15 protein-coding genes, 1 pseudogene and 1 riboswitch are annotated in these 16,289 nt (G+C 70.7%); of the genes and pseudogenes, 10 read left to right on the top strand and 6 right to left on the bottom strand.

The window, feature by feature from the left end; all coding sequences use genetic code 11:
• Positions 1-34: 34 nt before the first annotated feature.
• The 3 genes and pseudogenes from B0E54_RS32715 to B0E54_RS05825 all read left to right on the top strand — a co-directional run.
• Positions 35-670 (top strand): annotated as a pseudogene (locus B0E54_RS32715) (LAGLIDADG family homing endonuclease); the annotation flags it as partial.
• A gap of 27 nt (positions 671-697) precedes the next feature.
• On the top strand, positions 698-3,397 hold the full coding sequence (locus B0E54_RS32710) for a DNA topoisomerase (ATP-hydrolyzing) (RefSeq protein WP_374109249.1): 2,700 nt from the start codon (positions 698-700) through the stop codon (positions 3,395-3,397).
• A gap of 102 nt (positions 3,398-3,499) precedes the next feature.
• The gene (locus tag B0E54_RS05825; RefSeq protein WP_234582217.1) at positions 3,500-3,820 is read left to right on the top strand and encodes a hypothetical protein; all 321 of its coding nucleotides are present in this window, start codon (positions 3,500-3,502) and stop codon (positions 3,818-3,820) included.
• A gap of 11 nt (positions 3,821-3,831) precedes the next feature.
• Here the strand turns inward: B0E54_RS05825 and B0E54_RS05820 are convergent, their stop codons facing one another.
• Positions 3,832-4,752 carry an RNA polymerase subunit sigma-70 gene (locus B0E54_RS05820; RefSeq protein WP_234582216.1) on the bottom strand — a complete coding sequence of 307 codons (921 nt, stop codon included), beginning with the start codon at positions 4,750-4,752 and terminating at the stop codon, positions 3,832-3,834.
• A 136-nt stretch (positions 4,753-4,888) separates the two neighbouring features.
• Here B0E54_RS05820 and B0E54_RS05815 point away from each other — a divergent pair, with 136 nt between their 5' ends.
• A complete protein-coding gene (locus B0E54_RS05815) occupies positions 4,889-5,605 on the top strand; it encodes a DUF899 family protein (RefSeq protein WP_234582215.1) in 717 nt (238 codons plus the stop codon).
• Here the strand turns inward: B0E54_RS05815 and B0E54_RS05810 are convergent.
• Complete coding sequence (locus B0E54_RS05810) at positions 5,583-5,720, bottom strand: hypothetical protein (protein WP_234582214.1); 138 nt, start codon at positions 5,718-5,720, stop codon at positions 5,583-5,585. The two genes, B0E54_RS05815 and B0E54_RS05810, sit on opposite strands and share 23 nt — an antisense overlap.
• Between B0E54_RS05810 and B0E54_RS05805 the strand changes: the two genes are divergently transcribed.
• Positions 5,719-6,126 (top strand): hypothetical protein, encoded by a 408-nt coding sequence (locus tag B0E54_RS05805; protein WP_234582213.1) that lies wholly within the window; start codon positions 5,719-5,721, stop codon positions 6,124-6,126. The genes B0E54_RS05810 and B0E54_RS05805 overlap by 2 nt on opposite strands.
• A gap of 175 nt (positions 6,127-6,301) precedes the next feature.
• On the opposite strand, the gene B0E54_RS05800 is transcribed toward B0E54_RS05805, so the two are convergent.
• Together B0E54_RS05800 and B0E54_RS05795 are read right to left on the bottom strand one after the other, a co-directional pair.
• Positions 6,302-6,940, bottom strand: a complete 639-nt coding sequence (locus B0E54_RS05800; RefSeq protein ID WP_234582212.1) for an alpha-ketoglutarate-dependent dioxygenase AlkB — start codon at positions 6,938-6,940, stop codon at positions 6,302-6,304.
• A 38-nt stretch (positions 6,941-6,978) separates the two neighbouring features.
• Complete coding sequence (locus B0E54_RS05795) at positions 6,979-7,680, bottom strand: HAD family hydrolase (RefSeq protein WP_234582299.1); 702 nt, start codon at positions 7,678-7,680, stop codon at positions 6,979-6,981.
• 388 nt (positions 7,681-8,068) lie between these two features.
• On the opposite strand from B0E54_RS05795, the gene B0E54_RS05785 reads away from it, so the two are divergent.
• The 5 genes from B0E54_RS05785 (at position 8,069) to B0E54_RS05765 (ending at position 13,038) form a co-directional block, all read left to right on the top strand.
• Positions 8,069-9,304, top strand: coding sequence for an acyltransferase (locus B0E54_RS05785; protein ID WP_234582211.1), 1,236 nt, complete (start codon positions 8,069-8,071; stop codon positions 9,302-9,304).
• A 93-nt stretch (positions 9,305-9,397) separates the two neighbouring features.
• On the top strand, positions 9,398-9,769 hold the full coding sequence (locus tag B0E54_RS05780; RefSeq protein WP_234582210.1) for a hypothetical protein: 372 nt from the start codon (positions 9,398-9,400) through the stop codon (positions 9,767-9,769).
• Positions 9,770-9,894: 125 nt separating this feature from the next.
• Positions 9,895-10,662, top strand: coding sequence for a hypothetical protein (locus tag B0E54_RS05775; RefSeq protein ID WP_234582209.1), 768 nt, complete (start codon positions 9,895-9,897; stop codon positions 10,660-10,662).
• Between the two features lie 283 nt (positions 10,663-10,945).
• Positions 10,946-11,087, top strand: a riboswitch (cyclic di-AMP (ydaO/yuaA leader).
• 234 nt (positions 11,088-11,321) lie between these two features.
• Positions 11,322-12,164 (top strand): C39 family peptidase, encoded by an 843-nt coding sequence (locus B0E54_RS05770; RefSeq protein ID WP_234582208.1) that lies wholly within the window; start codon positions 11,322-11,324, stop codon positions 12,162-12,164.
• Positions 12,165-12,285: 121 nt separating this feature from the next.
• Positions 12,286-13,038: an alpha/beta fold hydrolase gene (locus tag B0E54_RS05765; protein ID WP_234582207.1), complete on the top strand. Its 753-nt coding sequence runs from the start codon at positions 12,286-12,288 to the stop codon at positions 13,036-13,038.
• Positions 13,039-13,056: 18 nt separating this feature from the next.
• Here the strand turns inward: B0E54_RS05765 and B0E54_RS05760 are convergent, their stop codons facing one another.
• Together B0E54_RS05760 and B0E54_RS05755 are read right to left on the bottom strand one after the other, a co-directional pair.
• The gene (locus B0E54_RS05760; protein WP_234582206.1) at positions 13,057-14,385 is read right to left on the bottom strand and encodes a polysaccharide pyruvyl transferase family protein; all 1,329 of its coding nucleotides are present in this window, start codon (positions 14,383-14,385) and stop codon (positions 13,057-13,059) included.
• A gap of 193 nt (positions 14,386-14,578) precedes the next feature.
• A complete protein-coding gene (locus B0E54_RS05755; RefSeq protein ID WP_234582205.1) occupies positions 14,579-16,285 on the bottom strand; it encodes a CDP-glycerol glycerophosphotransferase family protein in 1,707 nt (568 codons plus the stop codon).
• Positions 16,286-16,289 lie beyond the last annotated feature (4 nt).

Raw genomic sequence — 16,289 nt, 5'->3', positions numbered from 1 at the left:
CCTCGTTCGCGTCACCTGGAGCAATGGGCACACGATGCTCGTCACTCCGGGCCAACGCTTCCAGGTGGTCGCCGATGACCTCTCCGTGCAGTGGGCCGAGTCTCGGGACCTTGCGGGACGGCTGACGCTGGCCTACGGGAGCCGCCGTACTGAGGTGCCGCCGCATCCTGACGACGTCTACGACTACGTGCGCGGGCTGCTGGTAGCCGAGGGTTTCCCGGTCGACCGGAACCGCACAGCGGACGGCCGGGTCCGCATCCACATGTGTGACATCGAACCGCTTGACGTCGCTCATGGCTGGGCTATCGCCAGCGGATTGAACGTCTCCCGCGGAAAGCGTGAGGCTGCCGACCCCCGTCATCGCGACCAGCACATTTTGACTTTCAGCCGTCACCAAGGGCTGTTGGAGGTTACTGAGCCGCTCAGCCGTGACAAGCACGTGCCGCGCGACATCCTGGGCAACCGATCGGCGTGGGTACCGTTCCTCGCTGGCTTCTTCGATGGCGACGGCTACGTCCGCAAGCGGTTCCGAGAGATGGTTTTCGTCAGCACCAGCAAGATACTGGTGCGGCAGATATACGCCATGCTCGCCGACCTGGGTCTACACGGGCACTACTGGACCAGCGGTCGTCATTCTGATGGACATCCGCTCCACGGGCTCTCCGTATCCGGACGTGACGCCGCTGCTCTCGCCCGGATGTTCCTGCCGTGGGTGCGAATCGGCTACAAGCACGATGGCCTGCAACGGGTTGCGAACATCGACTATCGGTACAGCGGCAAACAGGGTAACGACCGGTTGCCGTACGGCCCGGTGATGGCGGAGTTTACTGCGGCGCACCAGGGCGGCGGATGGTTCCGCGATCACGCCGGACAGGCGTTTCGTGCCTCGCTCTCGGCAAGCGGCGGCCCGAAGGTGCGGTATGGCAAGGACCGCAACGGCATGCCGCTCGCCGAGCGGTCGTTCCAGTTGGAGCGGGCGGTCCGGGACGGCTGGGTCCAGAAACTCCACCGGCTCGGCTCGCCGCTCGCCGCTCGGCTGGATGCGCTGGTCGGTAGTGCTTTTCTGCGGGTCACCTCGGTCGAGGTGGTGCCGCCCGACGTCACGTACGACATCCAGGTGGGTAGTGACGAACACGCGTTCGTTGCTGAGGGCTACGTGGTGCACAACTGCATGGGTAAGTACCACCCCCACGGTGACACGGCGATCTACGACGCGATGGTCCGCCTCGCGCAGGACTTCTCGCTCAACGTGCCGCTCATCGACGGGCACGGCAACTTCGGCTCCCAAGACGACGGTCCGGCTGCCTCAAGATATACAGAAGCGCGGATGTCGCGCGAGGCCATGCTGCTCGTCGGTGAGCTGGGCGAGGACACCGTCGACGTCGAGCCCAACTACGACGGCTCGCTGACCCAGCCGACAGTGCTGCCGGCGGCCTTTCCCAACCTGTTGGTCAACGGCGCGTCCGGGATCGCGGTCGGGATGGCCACCAACATGATCCCGCACAACCTGGCCGAGGTCGTCTCGGCGGCCCGCTGGCTGATCAACCACCCGGACGCCACCCTGGACAAACTCATGGAGTTCGTTCCCGGCCCCGACCTGCCCACCGGTGGCGTGCTGCTCGGCCTCGACGAGGTGCGCCGGGCGTACGAGACGGGGCGCGGCGTGGTGCGCATGCGCGGCCGGGTGGAGATCGGCCCGCTGGAGGGCAGCCGGGGCCGCCAGGCGATCACCGTCGTCGAGCTGCCGTACGGCGTCGGCGCGGAGAAGGTCATCGCGGCGATCACCAACGAGGTCACCAAGACCAAGCGGCTGACCGGCATCGCGGACGTCAAGGACCTCACCGACCGGGAGAGCGGCACCCGGTTGGTCGTCGAGTGCAAGGTGGGGGTCAACCCGCAGGCGCTGCTCGCCGACCTCTACCGGTTGACCCCGCTGGAGCAGTCCTTCGGTGTCAACAACCTGGTGCTGGTCGACGGCCAGCCCCGTACCCTCGGGTTGAAGCCGCTGCTGGAGGTCTTCCTGGCCCACCGGTACGACGTGGTCACCCGGCGCAGCTCGTACCGCCGCCGCAAGCGCCAGGAGCGGCTGCACCTGGTTGACGGCCTGCTGATCGCTCTGCTGGACATCGACCGGGTGGTCCGGTTGATCCGGGGCAGCGACGACGCGCAGGCGGCCAAGGACGCTCTGATGAGCCAGTTCGGCCTCTCCGACATCCAGGCGACCTACATCCTGGACACTCCGCTGCGCCGCCTGACCAAGTTCGACCGGATCGAGCTGGAGGCCGAGCAGGAGCGGCTGCGCGCCGAGATCACCGAGCTGTCGACGATCCTCGACGACGAGCGGGTGCTCAAGAAGCTGGTCTCCGACGAGCTGGCGGCGGTGGTCAAGCAGTTCGGCACCGAACGGCGGACGACGCTCGTCGACGGTGACCTCAAGGAGGTGCTGGCCGCGTCCGCGCCGGCCGGTCCGCTGGAGGTCGCCGACGACCCGTGCCAGGTCATCCTCTCCGCGACCGGGCTGGTCGCCCGGACCGCGGCCGAGTCGGAGGAGAGCGCCGAGGGGCGCCGGCGCAACGGCCGGGTCAAGCACGACACGGTACGCGCGATCGTGCACTCCACCGCCCGTGGTCGGGTGCTGCTGGTCACCAGCGCGGGTCGCGCGTTCAAGATCGACGTACTGCCGCTGCCGGTGCTGCCCGAGCAGGCCGGCACGGTGTCGCTGCGGGGCGGCATGTCCGCCGCCGAGCTGGTGCCGCTGGAGGCGGGGGAGACCGTGGTCGGTCTGGCGCCGCTCGGCGGTGCGGCGGACACGTCACCCGGGCTGGCGCTGGGCACCCGCCACGGCGTGGTGAAGGTGTGCGCGCCGGAGTGGCCGGTGCGGTCCGATGAGTTCGACGTGATCGGGCTGCGCGACGGTGACGAGGTGGTCGGGGCGACCTGGCTGACCGACGGCGCCGAGACGCTGACCTTCGTCACCTCGGAGGCGTCGTTGCTGCGTTTCGCCGCCGGGCTGGTGCGCCCGCAGGGCCTCAAGGGCGGCGGGATGGCAGGCATCAACCTGCCGGCCGGGGCCCGGGTGGTGTTCTTCGGCGCGGTCCGCACCGACGACGCGGGGCACGGCGAGCCGATGGTCGTCACGTCCACCGGGGCGACGGTCAAGGTGACGCCGTTCAAGGCGTACCCCGCGAAGGGCCGGGCAACCGGCGGCGTCCGCGCGCACCGCTTCCTCAAGGACGAGACCGACGTGGCGGTCGCCTGGGTCGGACCGCGCCCGGTCGGCGCGACCGGCACCGGCGAACCGGTGGAACTGCCCGCAGCGGACCCACGCCGTGACGGCAGCGGCTTCGCGGTAATGCTCGGCCCAACGGTGGTAGGCCACCTCATCGAACGGGACTGATACTCCAACGTCACTTGGCTTCGGCGTTGGGCGTGGCGCGGGCATGAGGACGGCCACCGCGTTGATCATCGATGGTTGGTGAGGCCAACCGAAGATCGTGCGGTGGCCGTGTGCCACAGCGTGGACCCGACCGGGTGGCCGGTCATCCTGGACGAGGCGGTGACACGTGTCGCGGACCGGTTCGTGGCCATGCTCGCCCGGGCCGTTCTGACCATCCTCGCCGCCACCACCGCGCAGCAGCCCGACCCCGACCCGGAGATCATCGCGTTGACCGTCGCCGAGATCCGCCGACTCCTCAACGCCTTCGTCCTCGCCCTGCCACTACCCCCAGCGCACACCCTGTACTGGTCCACCTGGCGACGAACATCCCAAGCCCGAGCCCGGCGATCCCACTACCAGCGCAGACTCGGCCACTTAGCTTGAGACTTACTCGTCTAGGGCTCGAGCGTGGCGGGCATGCTGAAGGCGGCGACGTGACGGGCACCGATGAAGGCGTTGCTCTCTACGATCTTCCCGTTCTCGATCCGGAGTACGTCGACGACCAGCGCCTCGTAGTGCGGGCTGCCGGGCCGGCGGAGATAGTTGATCAGTGCCGGGCGCCCGTTGGCCGAGGTGGGGAAGGTGCGCCAGTCGAGCGGTCGGCCGAGGAACTCCGCGGCCGCGTCGATCCCGACGACCGGCGGCTCGGGCGGCATCGTGATCCGTACGTCCTCGGCGAGCAGTGCCCGGACCGTCTCCGGGTCCTTCGCGTTGGCGTAGCGGCGCAGGATCTCTTCGTCCTCGCTGGTGAGCTGCGGGCGGCGCCAGTCCTGTGGGTCCGACGGAGCGCGCCGCCGGAGGGTGTGGCGGGCCCGCTGGAGGAGGCTGTTGACGGCCGCTACGGCGGTGTCGAGCGCGCCGGCGATCTCCTGCGGCGTCCAGCCGTAGACGTCGCGCAGCACGAAGGCCGCCCGTTGCCGCGGCGGCAGGTACGTGAGCGCTGCGATCAGGGCCAGCTCGACGGTCTCCCGCGCGGCGAGACCGGTCTGCGGATCGTCGGCCAACAGGGCGTCTGGATAGGGACCGAGCTCGGTGGACCACTCCAGCGGGTCACCATACGGAATCGTCCGGTGACCGGCCGCCTTGCGGCTGTCGAGGAAGACGTTCGTGGCGATCCGGTAGAACCAGGTGCGCGCCGACGCCCGACCCTCGAAGCGGTCGCGAGCCCGCCAGGCACGCAGGAAGGCCTCCTGCACCAGGTCGTCCGCGTCGGTGACGTTCCCTGCAAGGCGGTAGCAGTGCACGTGTAGCTCGCGCCGGTGCTCGTCGAAGGCGCGCTGCAGCCAGACCGCCTGCTCGTCAGGCGAGTCGGACATGTGATCTCCCCGGGGCTGAGTGGTCCGCACAACCGTACTGACGACCGCGGAGCCCATCCGTCATCGGTCACCGATGACGATCGCCGACTCGGTCGTCTGTACCTGTGACCAATCCCCACCCGCGAAGGAGACAGCCATGACGGCAACCCCCGCGTCCAGCGCAGCCACGCCCCCGGTCGTCGACCGGGAGACCTGGCTGCGCGAGCGCAACGAACTGCTGGTCCGGGAGAAGGCCCATACCCGCGAAGGAGACGCGATCGCAGCCGCTCGTCGTCAGCTGCCGATGACCTTGATGCCGACGGTGACGGTCCAGGGCCCCGGCGGGGACACCCCGCTGGTGGAGGTTTTCGAGGGCCGCCGGATGCTCATCGCCTACTTCCACATGTGGCACGACGGCAAACCGCACGGGGATCAGTGTGAGGGGTGCACCTTCTCGACCTGTCACATGCAGATGCTGGACTACCTGCATGCCCGGGACGTCACCTACGCCGTGTTCTGCCAGGGCCCCTACGACGAAAGTGCCCCGTTCGCGGAGTTTATGGGCTACCCGTTCCCCTGGTATTCGGCGAAAGACTCCGACCCGGCTCTGGCCGACGGTCGCGAATTCGGGTTCATCGCCTGCTACCTGCGCGACGGCGACCAGGTCTACGAAACCTACTGGACCACCGGGCGGGGCGTGGAGGCGTTGACGACCAGCTACCACGCCTTGGACCTCACGGTGTACGGCCGGCAAGAGAACTGGGAAAACTCACCCCAAGGTTGGCCGCGGGTCGGTGGTCACCCGTGGCGGCTCAACGGCCGCCCCACCGCCCAATGGTCACGCCCCGGCGTTACGCCGACGGTGACGTCCTGACGTTCGAGATGATCATGCTCGGGTCGGCCGCGGTGTCGGCCTGCTGCTGCGTCGTGCCGCGGGCGGGCGCGTCCCGCAGGGCCCGGATGCTCGCGGGTGCGATGGTGGCTGTCATGGTCGCGGTGACCCTCGACGCCGCACCGGTTGTGCAGTACGCGGGCGCGCTGCTGCTCCTCGCCTTCGCGGTGGCACTCGTCACCAGCGGTCCGACCGAGCCCGGCCCGGAGGTGGAGTGGCACCGTACGGTCGGGGCCGTGCTCATGGCGCTCGCCGTGCTGATGCATCAACACGGCGGGTCGATGGCTATCCACCACATGGCCGCCGGGCCCCGGATGGACCACGGCATCGTCACCGGCCATGACGCGGCGCTCGTGTTGCTACGCGCCGCCACGGCGGCTCACCTCTGCTGGATGGCGGCCGCACTCGTCCGGCTGCGCAATCGACCGATCACGGACCTGCTCCGTTGGGAGCACCTGGCCATGGGGGCAAGCCTCGCGGCCATGATCTTCTTCATGAGCTAGCCGAGTAAGCCAGCCGGCAGATCAAGTGACGTTGGAGTACTAACCCCAACCCCACCCCACCCACCGGCGCTCGTCGATCATGAAGTTATTGCCGCGACACGCCGGTGCCGGTGGCAATAACTTCATGATCAACCGGGCGGAGGGTGGGGGTGGGGGTGGGGGTGGGGGTGGGGGGTTAGGCGACGTTGAACGGGCGGAACTGGACGCTTACCCTCGGGCCTACCGGGCGGGTGGTCTTGGGAATGGCGTGTTCCCAGGTGCGTTGGCAGGAGCCGCCCATGACGATGAGGTCGCCGTGGCCCACCGGGAAACGCAGGCTGTCGCCACCACCTCCGCGCGGGCGCAGCAGCAGCGGCCGGGGTGACCCGAACGAGACGATCGCGACAATGGTGTCGCTGTGCGCGGAACGGCCGATGGTGTCACCGTGCCAGGCGACGCTGTCCCGGCCGGAGCGGTAGAGGCACATGCCGGCGGTGACGAACGGCTCACCCAACTCGGGGGCGTAGTGCCGGGTCAGCTCGGCTCGTGCCGTGGTGAGCACGGGGTGCGGCAGTTGCCGGTCGCCGCCGTACCAGCAGAGCAGGCGGGGCACGTCGACCTCGCTGTCGTACATGGTGCGTCGCTCGGCCCGCCATGGCACCTCGGTGAGCAGGGTGTCGAGGACCGCGTCGGAACCGTGCACCCAGCCGGGGAGATGGTCGACCCAGGCGCCCCGACTCAGGTGATGCCGCCGGAGCTGGCCGGGCAGTGGCCCCAGGGTCGGCTCCGCGTCGGTCAGGTCGAGCATCGACGGCTGGTAGGCGGCCTGCGTCATGCAGCCACCCTAGCAGCACTTTCGTACACCCGTGCTAGCTACAACCTGCCGCCGCTCGCGCGGCCTCGGTCGCCGGAGGAGGGGGTTGCGTGGCTCGCGTTGTGCTTCGCCACCAGGGCCGGAAGGGCGTCCAGCGAGTCGATGCGGAACAGGCACTGTTCGGCGACGGCTGGCAGGTCGAGGATGTGCCCCCAGGGGCCGCGTCGGATCAGGCAGGTCTTCATGCCCGCCTCCGCTGCCGGGCGTACGTCGTTGTCGGGCCGGTCGCCGACGTAGAGGATCGACGACGGGTCGCCGCCGGCGGCGTGGGTGACACGTTCGAAGAAGGCCGGTGACGGTTTCGCCACGCCCCAACCGGTCGATGTGCCGATCATGTCCACGGGAAGGTCGAGGGCGTGCAGGAGCGCTTCGGCGTGGGCTGGTTGGTTGCCGGCCAGCCCCACGAACAAGCCCTGCTCCTTGAGTGCGGCGAGGCACCCACGCGCATCGGCGTAGAGGTCCTCTTCGCCGAACCACTCCGGTTTGCCGGCGGCGGCTCGGCGTTCCAGCTCGACCGCGAGGTCGAAGTCGGGCCGGAAGGCCCGGAACGTCTCCTGCCAGTCCAGGCCGCGGGCGATTACGGCACCGAGGACCGCCGAGAGCGTGTGCCGTGGAACGCCGAACCAGTCCGCCCAGCTCGCGAACTCGCGGGACTCGTCAAGAATGGTTCCGCCGACGTCAAAGACAACCGCGTCGATCATGAGTAGAGCATAGGCGAGAGTCGCTGGACGGCGTGTCGCAGGCGGCGGCGCCAGCCGTTGGTCGCGGGCGGCCGTACGGCGTCGGACACCCCGGCCGTCGACTGTGGACCGGGCCCGCGCGGCCAGCGACGCGCGGCGCTGCGGCGAGCTGAGCAGCCCGTGCAGGGTCCGCGCCCCGGTCGCCCGGGCGGCCCGTCCGCCACCAGGGCGGCCCGGGCCCGTCCTCTGCGCGTTGCAGGGGCAGAACGCGTCCGATTCACCAGGAGTGCCCCGGGTAGGGTACCCCGGGTACGGGCCCCTGCCGGGCCGTCGCGGGCGTCGCCGTCCGATGTCGCACCGAGGAGGACACGCACGTGCTGGTGACCCTGCCGAGCCTCGGGATCCCGGCATGACGAGTGCCGCCGCGGCGACGGCTGCCCGGCCCACCCCCGCGCCGGCCCGGCTGCCCTCGCTGACCGGGCTGCGCTGGATCGCCGCGTTGCTGGTCTTCGGCTTCCACGTCGGGACCATGCGGATTATCGCGGAGCCGGACTACAAGGCCGTGGTCGACGCGCTGTTCACCCTGGGCCTGTCCGGGGTGCAGTTCTTCTTCATCCTGAGCGGTTTCGTGCTGGTCTGGTCGGCCCGCGAGGGCGAGTCCCGGCGGACCTTCTGGCGGCGACGGGTTGCCAAGATCTACCCGAACCACCTGGTGCTGTGGGGGGCGGCGCTGCTGGTCGCCTGGTGGTTCGCCGACGCGGTCCTGCCAGCGGCAGCGCTGGAGAACCTGCTGCTGTTGCAGGCCTGGGACCCCCGGCCGGGCTGGTTCTACAGCATCAACACCGTGAGCTGGTCGCTGTCCTGCGAGTTCTTCTTCTACCTGTGTCTGCCGCTGGTGCTGCCACTGCTGCGCCGTGCCCGGCCGAAGCTGCTCTGGGCGCTGATCGTCGCGCTGGCGTTGCTGATCCTCGCGCTCTGGCCGGCGCAGCAGTTGGTGCCGGAGGTGAGCCGGTGGTGGTTCACCCAGGTCTTCCCGCCCGTACGGTCGCTGGAGTTCTGGATGGGCGCGTTGGCGGCCGAGCTGATGCGCCGTGGCCTCTGGCGGGGCCCGGGGCTGACCGCGGCCAGCGTGATCTTCCTGGCCACCTGGGTGGCAGCGGCAGAGTGGATTCGCGCCGAGCTGTGGACCACGCTGCTCGCGGTGGCGTACCTGCTGGTGATCACTGCCGCCGCGGACGCGGACGTCCGGGGTAAGCGTTCCCCGTGGCGGTCTCGGCCGCTGGTCTGGCTCGGCGAGGTCTCGTTCGCCTTCTACCTGGTGCATGTGCTGGTGATGACGAGCGTGCTGCGCTTCAGCGGTGACTGGGGGACCGGCTTCCAGGGCTGGCGTGGCCCCGTCGCGGTGCTGGGCTTCCTGCTCGCGAACCTGGTCCTCGCCGGGTTGCTGCACCGCTTCGTCGAGACGCCGATGATGCGCCGACTCGCGCCGCGTCGTACGGCCCGCCCGCGCGTGCCCGGACAACGCACCGCCGGGACCCCTGCCGCCGGGGACGACGCCCACCGCCCCGATGCTGTCGGGACTCAGGCCGGGCCCGGCGGGACCGACCAGACCGACAGCCGATCACCGTACGTCGACTCGCGCTGACACCGTCCACCCTGGTCAGCAGGGTCGGCGCGGCGTGCGCCGACACGCCCGTGGTCGGTGCGTCAGGGCCGGCCCGGCAGTAGCGTTGGGGACGTGCTTCCGGTCGCGCTCACCTGTCCGCTGTGGTGGGTGGCGCGCTGGGCTACGCGGGTGCTGACCAGCCTCGCCGCGGTCGCGGCCCTGGCGGTCGGCGCGAGCCCGTCCTCGGCCGCCGTGCCACCGGTGAGCGCCGTGCCACCCCTGAGCGCCGTGCCAGAGGCTGCCGTGCACCCGGCCTCGGCGGTCGGTGCGAGTGCCGCCGAGGAGTTCGTCCCGGCCGGGTCGTTCGACGCGCAACCGGCACCGCCCGTCGACCAGGGCACCATCGCGACCGGCGTGCTGCCGGTGTCCGCGGCCGGGTCCGACCGGCTGCCTCTCGTCTACGCTTCGCGGCCCTGGGCTCCCCGGGGTCCGCCCCGGCGCTGAGTCACCGGGACGCGCGTCCCGTCGTCGCGCCCTGTCGATCCGCCAGCTCCGACCCCGCCGATCCGTGGCCCGCCGTGGCCACGTCGCCGGGGCTCCCCCGCTTTGCTCTCCCCGAGGAGCCGACCGTGGAGACTGCCGTCTTCTACCAGTTCGTGACCGAGGTGCCGCAGGCCGCCGCCATCTGGTCGACCCTGTTCCTGCTGGCACTGGGCGTACTCGCCGTGCTGGTGGCCCGCCTGGGGGACCGTCCCGCGGACGACCCGGTCCCGGCCGCGCCGACCGCGCGGGAAATGGCCGCGGCCGAAGCCGACGACCTGCGCCGGTACGCCGAGGAGGTGGCCGTCGCCGCGACCGGCGCCGCCAGGACGGCCCGGCGGCGACGCGATGCCTGGCTCACCGCTCAGGAACACGTGGAGCGGGCCTGGCTGAGGTACGACGAGGCGGACACCGCCGCCCGCCGCTTCGCCGGCTCTGGCGCGCTGCCCACTCCGCACACCCCGCGGACACCCGCCGAATACGCCTCCCGGGAGCGCTACCTGCACCGTGCGGCGATGGCGGCGTACTGGCGAGGCGATCTGACCATGGCGCAGCTCAGTGACGTGTTCGCCCACCGGCGCGGCTGGGATTCCCGGCGGCACCCGGCCGAGCAGGAGGTGCTGCTCAGCCGGGCGATCCGGGACGCGAGACTGGCCGACTACCAGGCCGCCGCCACTGCGGAGCGGGCTGCCTGGCGGGACGCGGAACTGGCCGCCGAGTCGGCGCGCACCCTTGCCGAGGAGGCGTACGCGGCAACGGCGCGGCTGCGGCCCAGCCCGGCCCTCGCCCGACCCGGGGCGATCGGGGCGTCCCGTCCCGCCCCCGTGGCGCGGTGGCGCCCGGCTAGCGCGAGTTGAGCCTGATCCGTTACGTGAGCCCGGTCACGTCGTTCGGAATTCGGGCGTCCGACGCGTTGTGCGCGATATTTCCCGTGATTGTGGCGCGTTATCGGCGGCCTGTCCGGTTGTCGCCCGTAGGCGTCTCCGTAACCGGTTGTCCCATCGAGTCACATCATCGGCAATACGCGCAGAAATTGCTGCACCGAATCGGGTTTACGCAGGCGAACCTGGCTTGGCAGGCTGCGAACAGGCCAGTAGTGTCGTCCCGTCCGGTGCGGTAACCGATCGCAACAGGCGACGCCGCGCCGACCCGCTCAATCGTGATTAACGAACCGGGGACCCATCAGTAAGTCTGGGGTGAATCCGCGAGCCACGGCCCGCGGTAGGGCGATCTTCCCGCCCGAATCCGTCAGCTAACCCGGTAGGCGGTGTCGGAAGGAGTTCCAAACCCGTGCAGCACCTTTCCACCCCTCGGTTGTTCCCACGCCTCCACGGCGCAGCGGTGCCCCCGCTCATCCGTCCAGTGACGGTGAGCTGACCCCCCGGGTCATCGCCTTTCCCGCCCGGTCCCGCCGGGCGTTTCCCTGAGCGGTTCACCATCCGCGGACCACTGTCCGCGCGCTGGCGCCTGCCCGGATACCGGTCCGGCCCGTGGGTGTGCCGCTCTCCCCCGATCCGTGGAGGACCCCGTGAAGCACACCATGCAGCGTCAGCTCCGTCGCCTGGCGACCGAGCGCCGATACCAGATCGTCGCCACCTCCGCCGCGGCCCTCGTGATCGCCACGACCACCGGCGCCCTGCTCACCGGCGCCGACGATGCGCCGGCCAACCACCGCACCGCGACCACTGTCGCCGAGATGCGCAGTGACACCGCAGTTCCCCTCGGCGACGCGCGCGACGCGTCCCCCAGCGCCGCGCCGACGACCGCCGCCCCAGCCACCAGCGCCGCGTCGCCCGCCGCCAAGGCCAGCGCCAACCCGGACCTGACCCGCAAGCCGCAGCCGCCGAAGCCGCCCGCGACCAAGGTGCTCGACTACGACTACGAGGCGCAGAACACGTACTACAACTGCGGCCCCGCGGCCACCCGCAACGCGCTCAGCGCCACCGGCATCGACCGCACCCAGGAGGAACTCGGTGCCGAGCTGGGCACCACCGAGATGGGCACCAACTCGGCCGAGGACACCACCCGAGCGCTCAACGCCGAGGTGAAGGGCTCCCCGTACCGGACCCGGATGTTCGCCGGCACGCCCAGCCCGGCCCAGATGGACCGGCTCCAGGCCGATGTGGTCAAGGCCATCACCGACGGCCGGGGCGTGGTGGCCAACGTCGTCGGCGATGCCACCGACACCGACGGCGGCTGGCACTCCTACGGCGGCGGTCACTACATCGCTGTCGTGGGGTACAAGGACAACGGCCGGACCGTGCGGATCGCCGACTCGGCGAACCCGGCCGACCCGTCCTACTGGATCACCACGATCGACCTTGCCAACTGGATGGCCACCCGGGGGTACTCCGCCTGACCCAGGCACGTAGAGCGCCGCGGGCGTCGTCCCCCACAAGGGGCCGGCGCCCGCGGCCGCATTCCGGCAGCCGCCATCGACGACTCTCGTACCCGGCCGCGAACCGTGGCAGACTGCGGCCGTGGTGGATGAATCGGGTGGCCGCACCGGTCGCCGGCCCGTCCTGCTGCTGCTGCACGGGATGGGGGCAACCGGAGACGTCTGGCTGCCGTGGGCGCCGTTGCTGGAGCAGCACTGGCCGGGGCGGTGGCTCGCACCGGACCTCGCCGGCCACGGCTGGTCGGCCCCGTTGCCGTCGTACTCCTTTGCTGGTTTCGCCGCCCGGGTCGCCGCCGGCCTCGCCCCCGACGACCGGCTCGTCGTGCTCGGGCACTCGCTGGGCGGGGTGGTCGGCCTGGCGCTGGCCGCCCGCGCCGCAGGGACACCTGTGGACGCGGTGGTCGGGCTCGGCATCAAGGCGCTCTGGTCGCCCGCTGAGCTGACCCGCGCCGCTGAGCTCGCCGCATACCCGGTGAGCTGGTTCGCCAGCCGCACCGAGGCGGCCCGCCGCTACCTGCGCGTCTCCGGGTTGGGCGGCCTGGTCCCGCCGGATCATCCGATGGTGGACGCCGGGTTGCGTCAGGTCGACGGCCGGTGGCGCCTCGCCATGGACCCGACAGCCTTCGGCGTCGGCGAGCCCGACCTGGCCGCGTTGCTGGCGGCGACCGACGTGCCGGTGGTGCTGGCCCGCGGGGAACACGACCCGATGGTCACCGACGAGCAGCTCAAGGCGTACGGCGTACCTGTCGCCACGCTGCCCGGTCTCGGCCACAACGCACACGTGCAGGACCCGGCGGCCGTGCTGGCGCTGCTCGACCCGTACCAACGTGGGTGAGCTGGATGCGGTGGCTGGTCACCTGGCTCCGAGTGTCCGACGGACCCGGCCGGCGACGGCCTGCTTGATCCGCTCGCGCAGCGACTTCGCGTGGAGGGTCCTGACCTTTTCCTGGAGCGTCCGGGTTTCGTCCCGCAGCCACTGGATGCGCGTCAGCAACTCCTCGGGAGAGTAGGCGGAGACCGGCCGGACCGCAGGAGGGTAGACGGTCTGACGGACCTGCTCGTCGAAGCGGATCGCGCTGTCTCCGTCGGCGAACGAGAGGCCGAGGTCGTGCTTGGCGAGGAACGCGGTGATCCGCTCGAAGCGCTCCTTGTGGCCGTCGTTCAGGGCCGTGTAGTCGGCTTCCGCATAGAGCTGGGCAGCGTCGACGTCGGCCGGCACATCGCGCAACAACCGGTGCGGGATGTCGAAGTATCGGGCCAGCTCCAGGGTGCGCGAGTCGTGCGCCAGCAGATAGCCGGGGATGCCCGAGATCAGCGCCGTGATGGTGCCGTGGATCCGGGTGCCGAAGGCGAAGTCGAACCCGGAGAGATACTCCATCCAGGGCCACGGGTCCATGAACATCCGCACCTTGTCCTCGACGAAGAGCGGGTGCGAGGTGTGGATCGGCATGTCGGCGGTCATTCCCCGCAGCTGCGGCGCGTCGCCGTAGAGCAGGGTGCCGAGGGTGTAGAGGTCCTGTGCCACGTAGCGCAGGTTCGGGTAGCGCCGGTGGTGGTGCAGGACGAGGGGGGCCAGCGCCTTGACGTACGGCGAGATGACGAACGCGAGCCGGTCGTCGACGCCCAGGGTCGCCTCCGTCTTCTCGATGCGCAGGCTGTCGCCGTGCAGGAACATCGATGGGCAGCCGATCTGCTCGACAGCCGAGAAACCCAACTTGCGGAGGTAGTTCTCGGTGATCTCGCCGCGTACGCCGATGCTGTGCGAGTGGTCGAGCACCGCCCGGCAGAATGCGCTGACCGGCTCGTCGATCGGGCGGAGCTGCTCCAGGTCGCCGTCCACATCGGTCTGCGCCCCGACTCCGAGCACCACCACCGGGATCTTCAGCCGTTCGATCAGCCGAGTCATCGACGTCAGCTGCTTTGCGTAGTCATGGCGGAACGCGTTGGCCAGTGGTATCACGAAGACGTCGTACTTCTCGTTGATCTCGTCGGCATCGCGTGGGTCCGCCCGGAAGCGCGACGGGGTGATCTCAGCCGCGGAGGTGGCAAGGAGCTTGTGCGCGGCGTGGCTGAAGACCAGATTGCCGGTGTTCTTACCGATCCAGTCCCGCTCGTACGTCTCCTCGGCGCTGAGGACGTGGAACGGGCCCTTGCGGGCGCGCAGCAGGATCCGCTGATGCATCGGTGGCTCCACCTCTCGTCCGGCGGCGGTGGCGTCCGACCCCGGAGATCGTCCGGCAATGTTCCGGGAGGCGGCACATCTTCACCTCCAGGCCTCGCGATACTAGGCCACCGTCCGGCCGGTGCCCGCACGCGGCGAGCGTGCCTCCGTCGCTGTGCCGAGCAGCGTGTGGGAGGCGAGCCGGCCCGGCGGCTCAGGTGGTGGGGGAGACCGGCACCAGGCCCGGCTCGACCGGCCGTCCGGGAGACGGCGGGCTCCAGTCCGGCTCCAACTCGCGCCGGGCGGCGTCCAGGAACGCGTCGGCGTACGACTCGGCCGGGAAGTCACCGAGGTAGCGCCGCCGGGTCGCCCAGCGCCCCGGTGCCATCGGATCGGCGCCGAGCAGCTGGCCCAGCACCTCGTCCAGGTTCGTCATGTCCCGGTGCAGCACGTAGCCCGCGCCGGCCAGCGGGAACCGCTCGGTGAACCGGTCACCCTCGCCGCTCATGTCGGTCACCGCGAAGGGCTTGCCGGAGTAGAGGTAGTCCGAGATCACCCCGGAGACATCGGAGATCAGCGCGTCGGAGCGGTTCACGCAGTCCACCAGGCTCAGGTCGCGGCCGGCGGCGCCCCAGACGTGCGGCCGGCCGGTTCGCGCCCGGTCCGCCGCGAGCATTTCGGTGAGCCGACCCAGCTGCCGCGCCGATGCCGGGTTCTGCGTGGTGTACGGGTGAGCGCGCAGGATGACCGTCGCGCCCCGGTCGAGCAGCTTGCGCAGCATCGGTTCGGCAACCGGCAGTGAGCAGTAGTCCGCGTCCGCGTGGTGTCCCGTCCAGGTCGGGGTGTAGAGCACCGTGCGGGGTGCCTCGGCAGCCAGGGGCTCCGGGCGTACGTTGATCGACTCGACCTGCGGGCGGCCCACTATCACGAACTTCTCCGGCGGGATCTGCACCCCGGCCCGGGCGTACCTGTCGATTGCGGCCGGGCCGGCCACGAAGATCCGGTCGAAGATTCCCGACACCGGGTTGGCGCTCGGCGCCTTGTCGCTGTCGCCGTGGTGGAGCTGAATGTGGGTGAGCTGGGTGAAGCGGATGCAGTGGCTGTTCTTCGCACCGTGGTTGACGTAGAACGCCACCCGTAGGCTCGGCGCCAGCGCCTCGTCCATCGCCCGCAGGGTGGGGCAGTAGACCACTGGCGCATCGGTGGCTGCGGCGATCGGGGCCAGGAACTCCGGCTCCCTCAGCACGACCATGAACGGCCGGCCGATCCGCTCCAGGTACGGCAGCCACATGGTGACCTGGTACTCCGAGCCGGGAGGCGCGGAGAAGTAGAGCAGGAACTCCGGCTGGTGCTGGCGCAACGCCCGGCCCACCGCCCCGCCGCCTGCCGGCGGCCGGAAGCGGCGCCGGGCCAGACCCAGCGCGATCGTGCCGGCGCCGGCGCCGACCAGCAGGGCCGCCGCGAGAGCGACCAGGGCCGGCATGGTCGCTGCGGCGGCCAGCGCCACCACGGCGAGGAGCGCGAGCAGCGCGTCGCCGAGGTGCGTGGCGATCAGCGTCGTCCAGGACCGCACCGGCAGGTTGGCCGCCTGGATCTCCTGGTTGCCGGCGTGCCGCAGCGGGCCCACCAGCAGCACCAGCCCGAGCAGCACCAGCGCGGCGGTGGCCAGCGCGGGGTCGAACCCACCGTCCAGCCGTCGGGCGTAGCCGACCAGGACGGCGGCGGCGATCAGTGTCGTCTCGGCGGCGGTGTCCGCGCCCTTGCGGATCCGTCGCTCGGCGGCGGTGGCGACGAGGGCGGCGACCGCCAGCGCCAGCCCCCAACCGGTCGCCCCGGTCAGCGCCACGACCAGGAAGGCCAGCACGGCCAGCCCGATGCTCAGGCACCGTGCGATCAGTTTTCGGACCAGGTCACCACGCATGTCG

Source organism: Micromonospora sp. MH99 (genome assembly GCF_021442385.1).
Classification (GTDB): domain Bacteria; phylum Actinomycetota; class Actinomycetes; order Mycobacteriales; family Micromonosporaceae; genus Micromonospora.
Note: the sequence above shows the minus strand (reverse complement) of the source record. Positions and strands in the feature narration are given on the sequence as shown.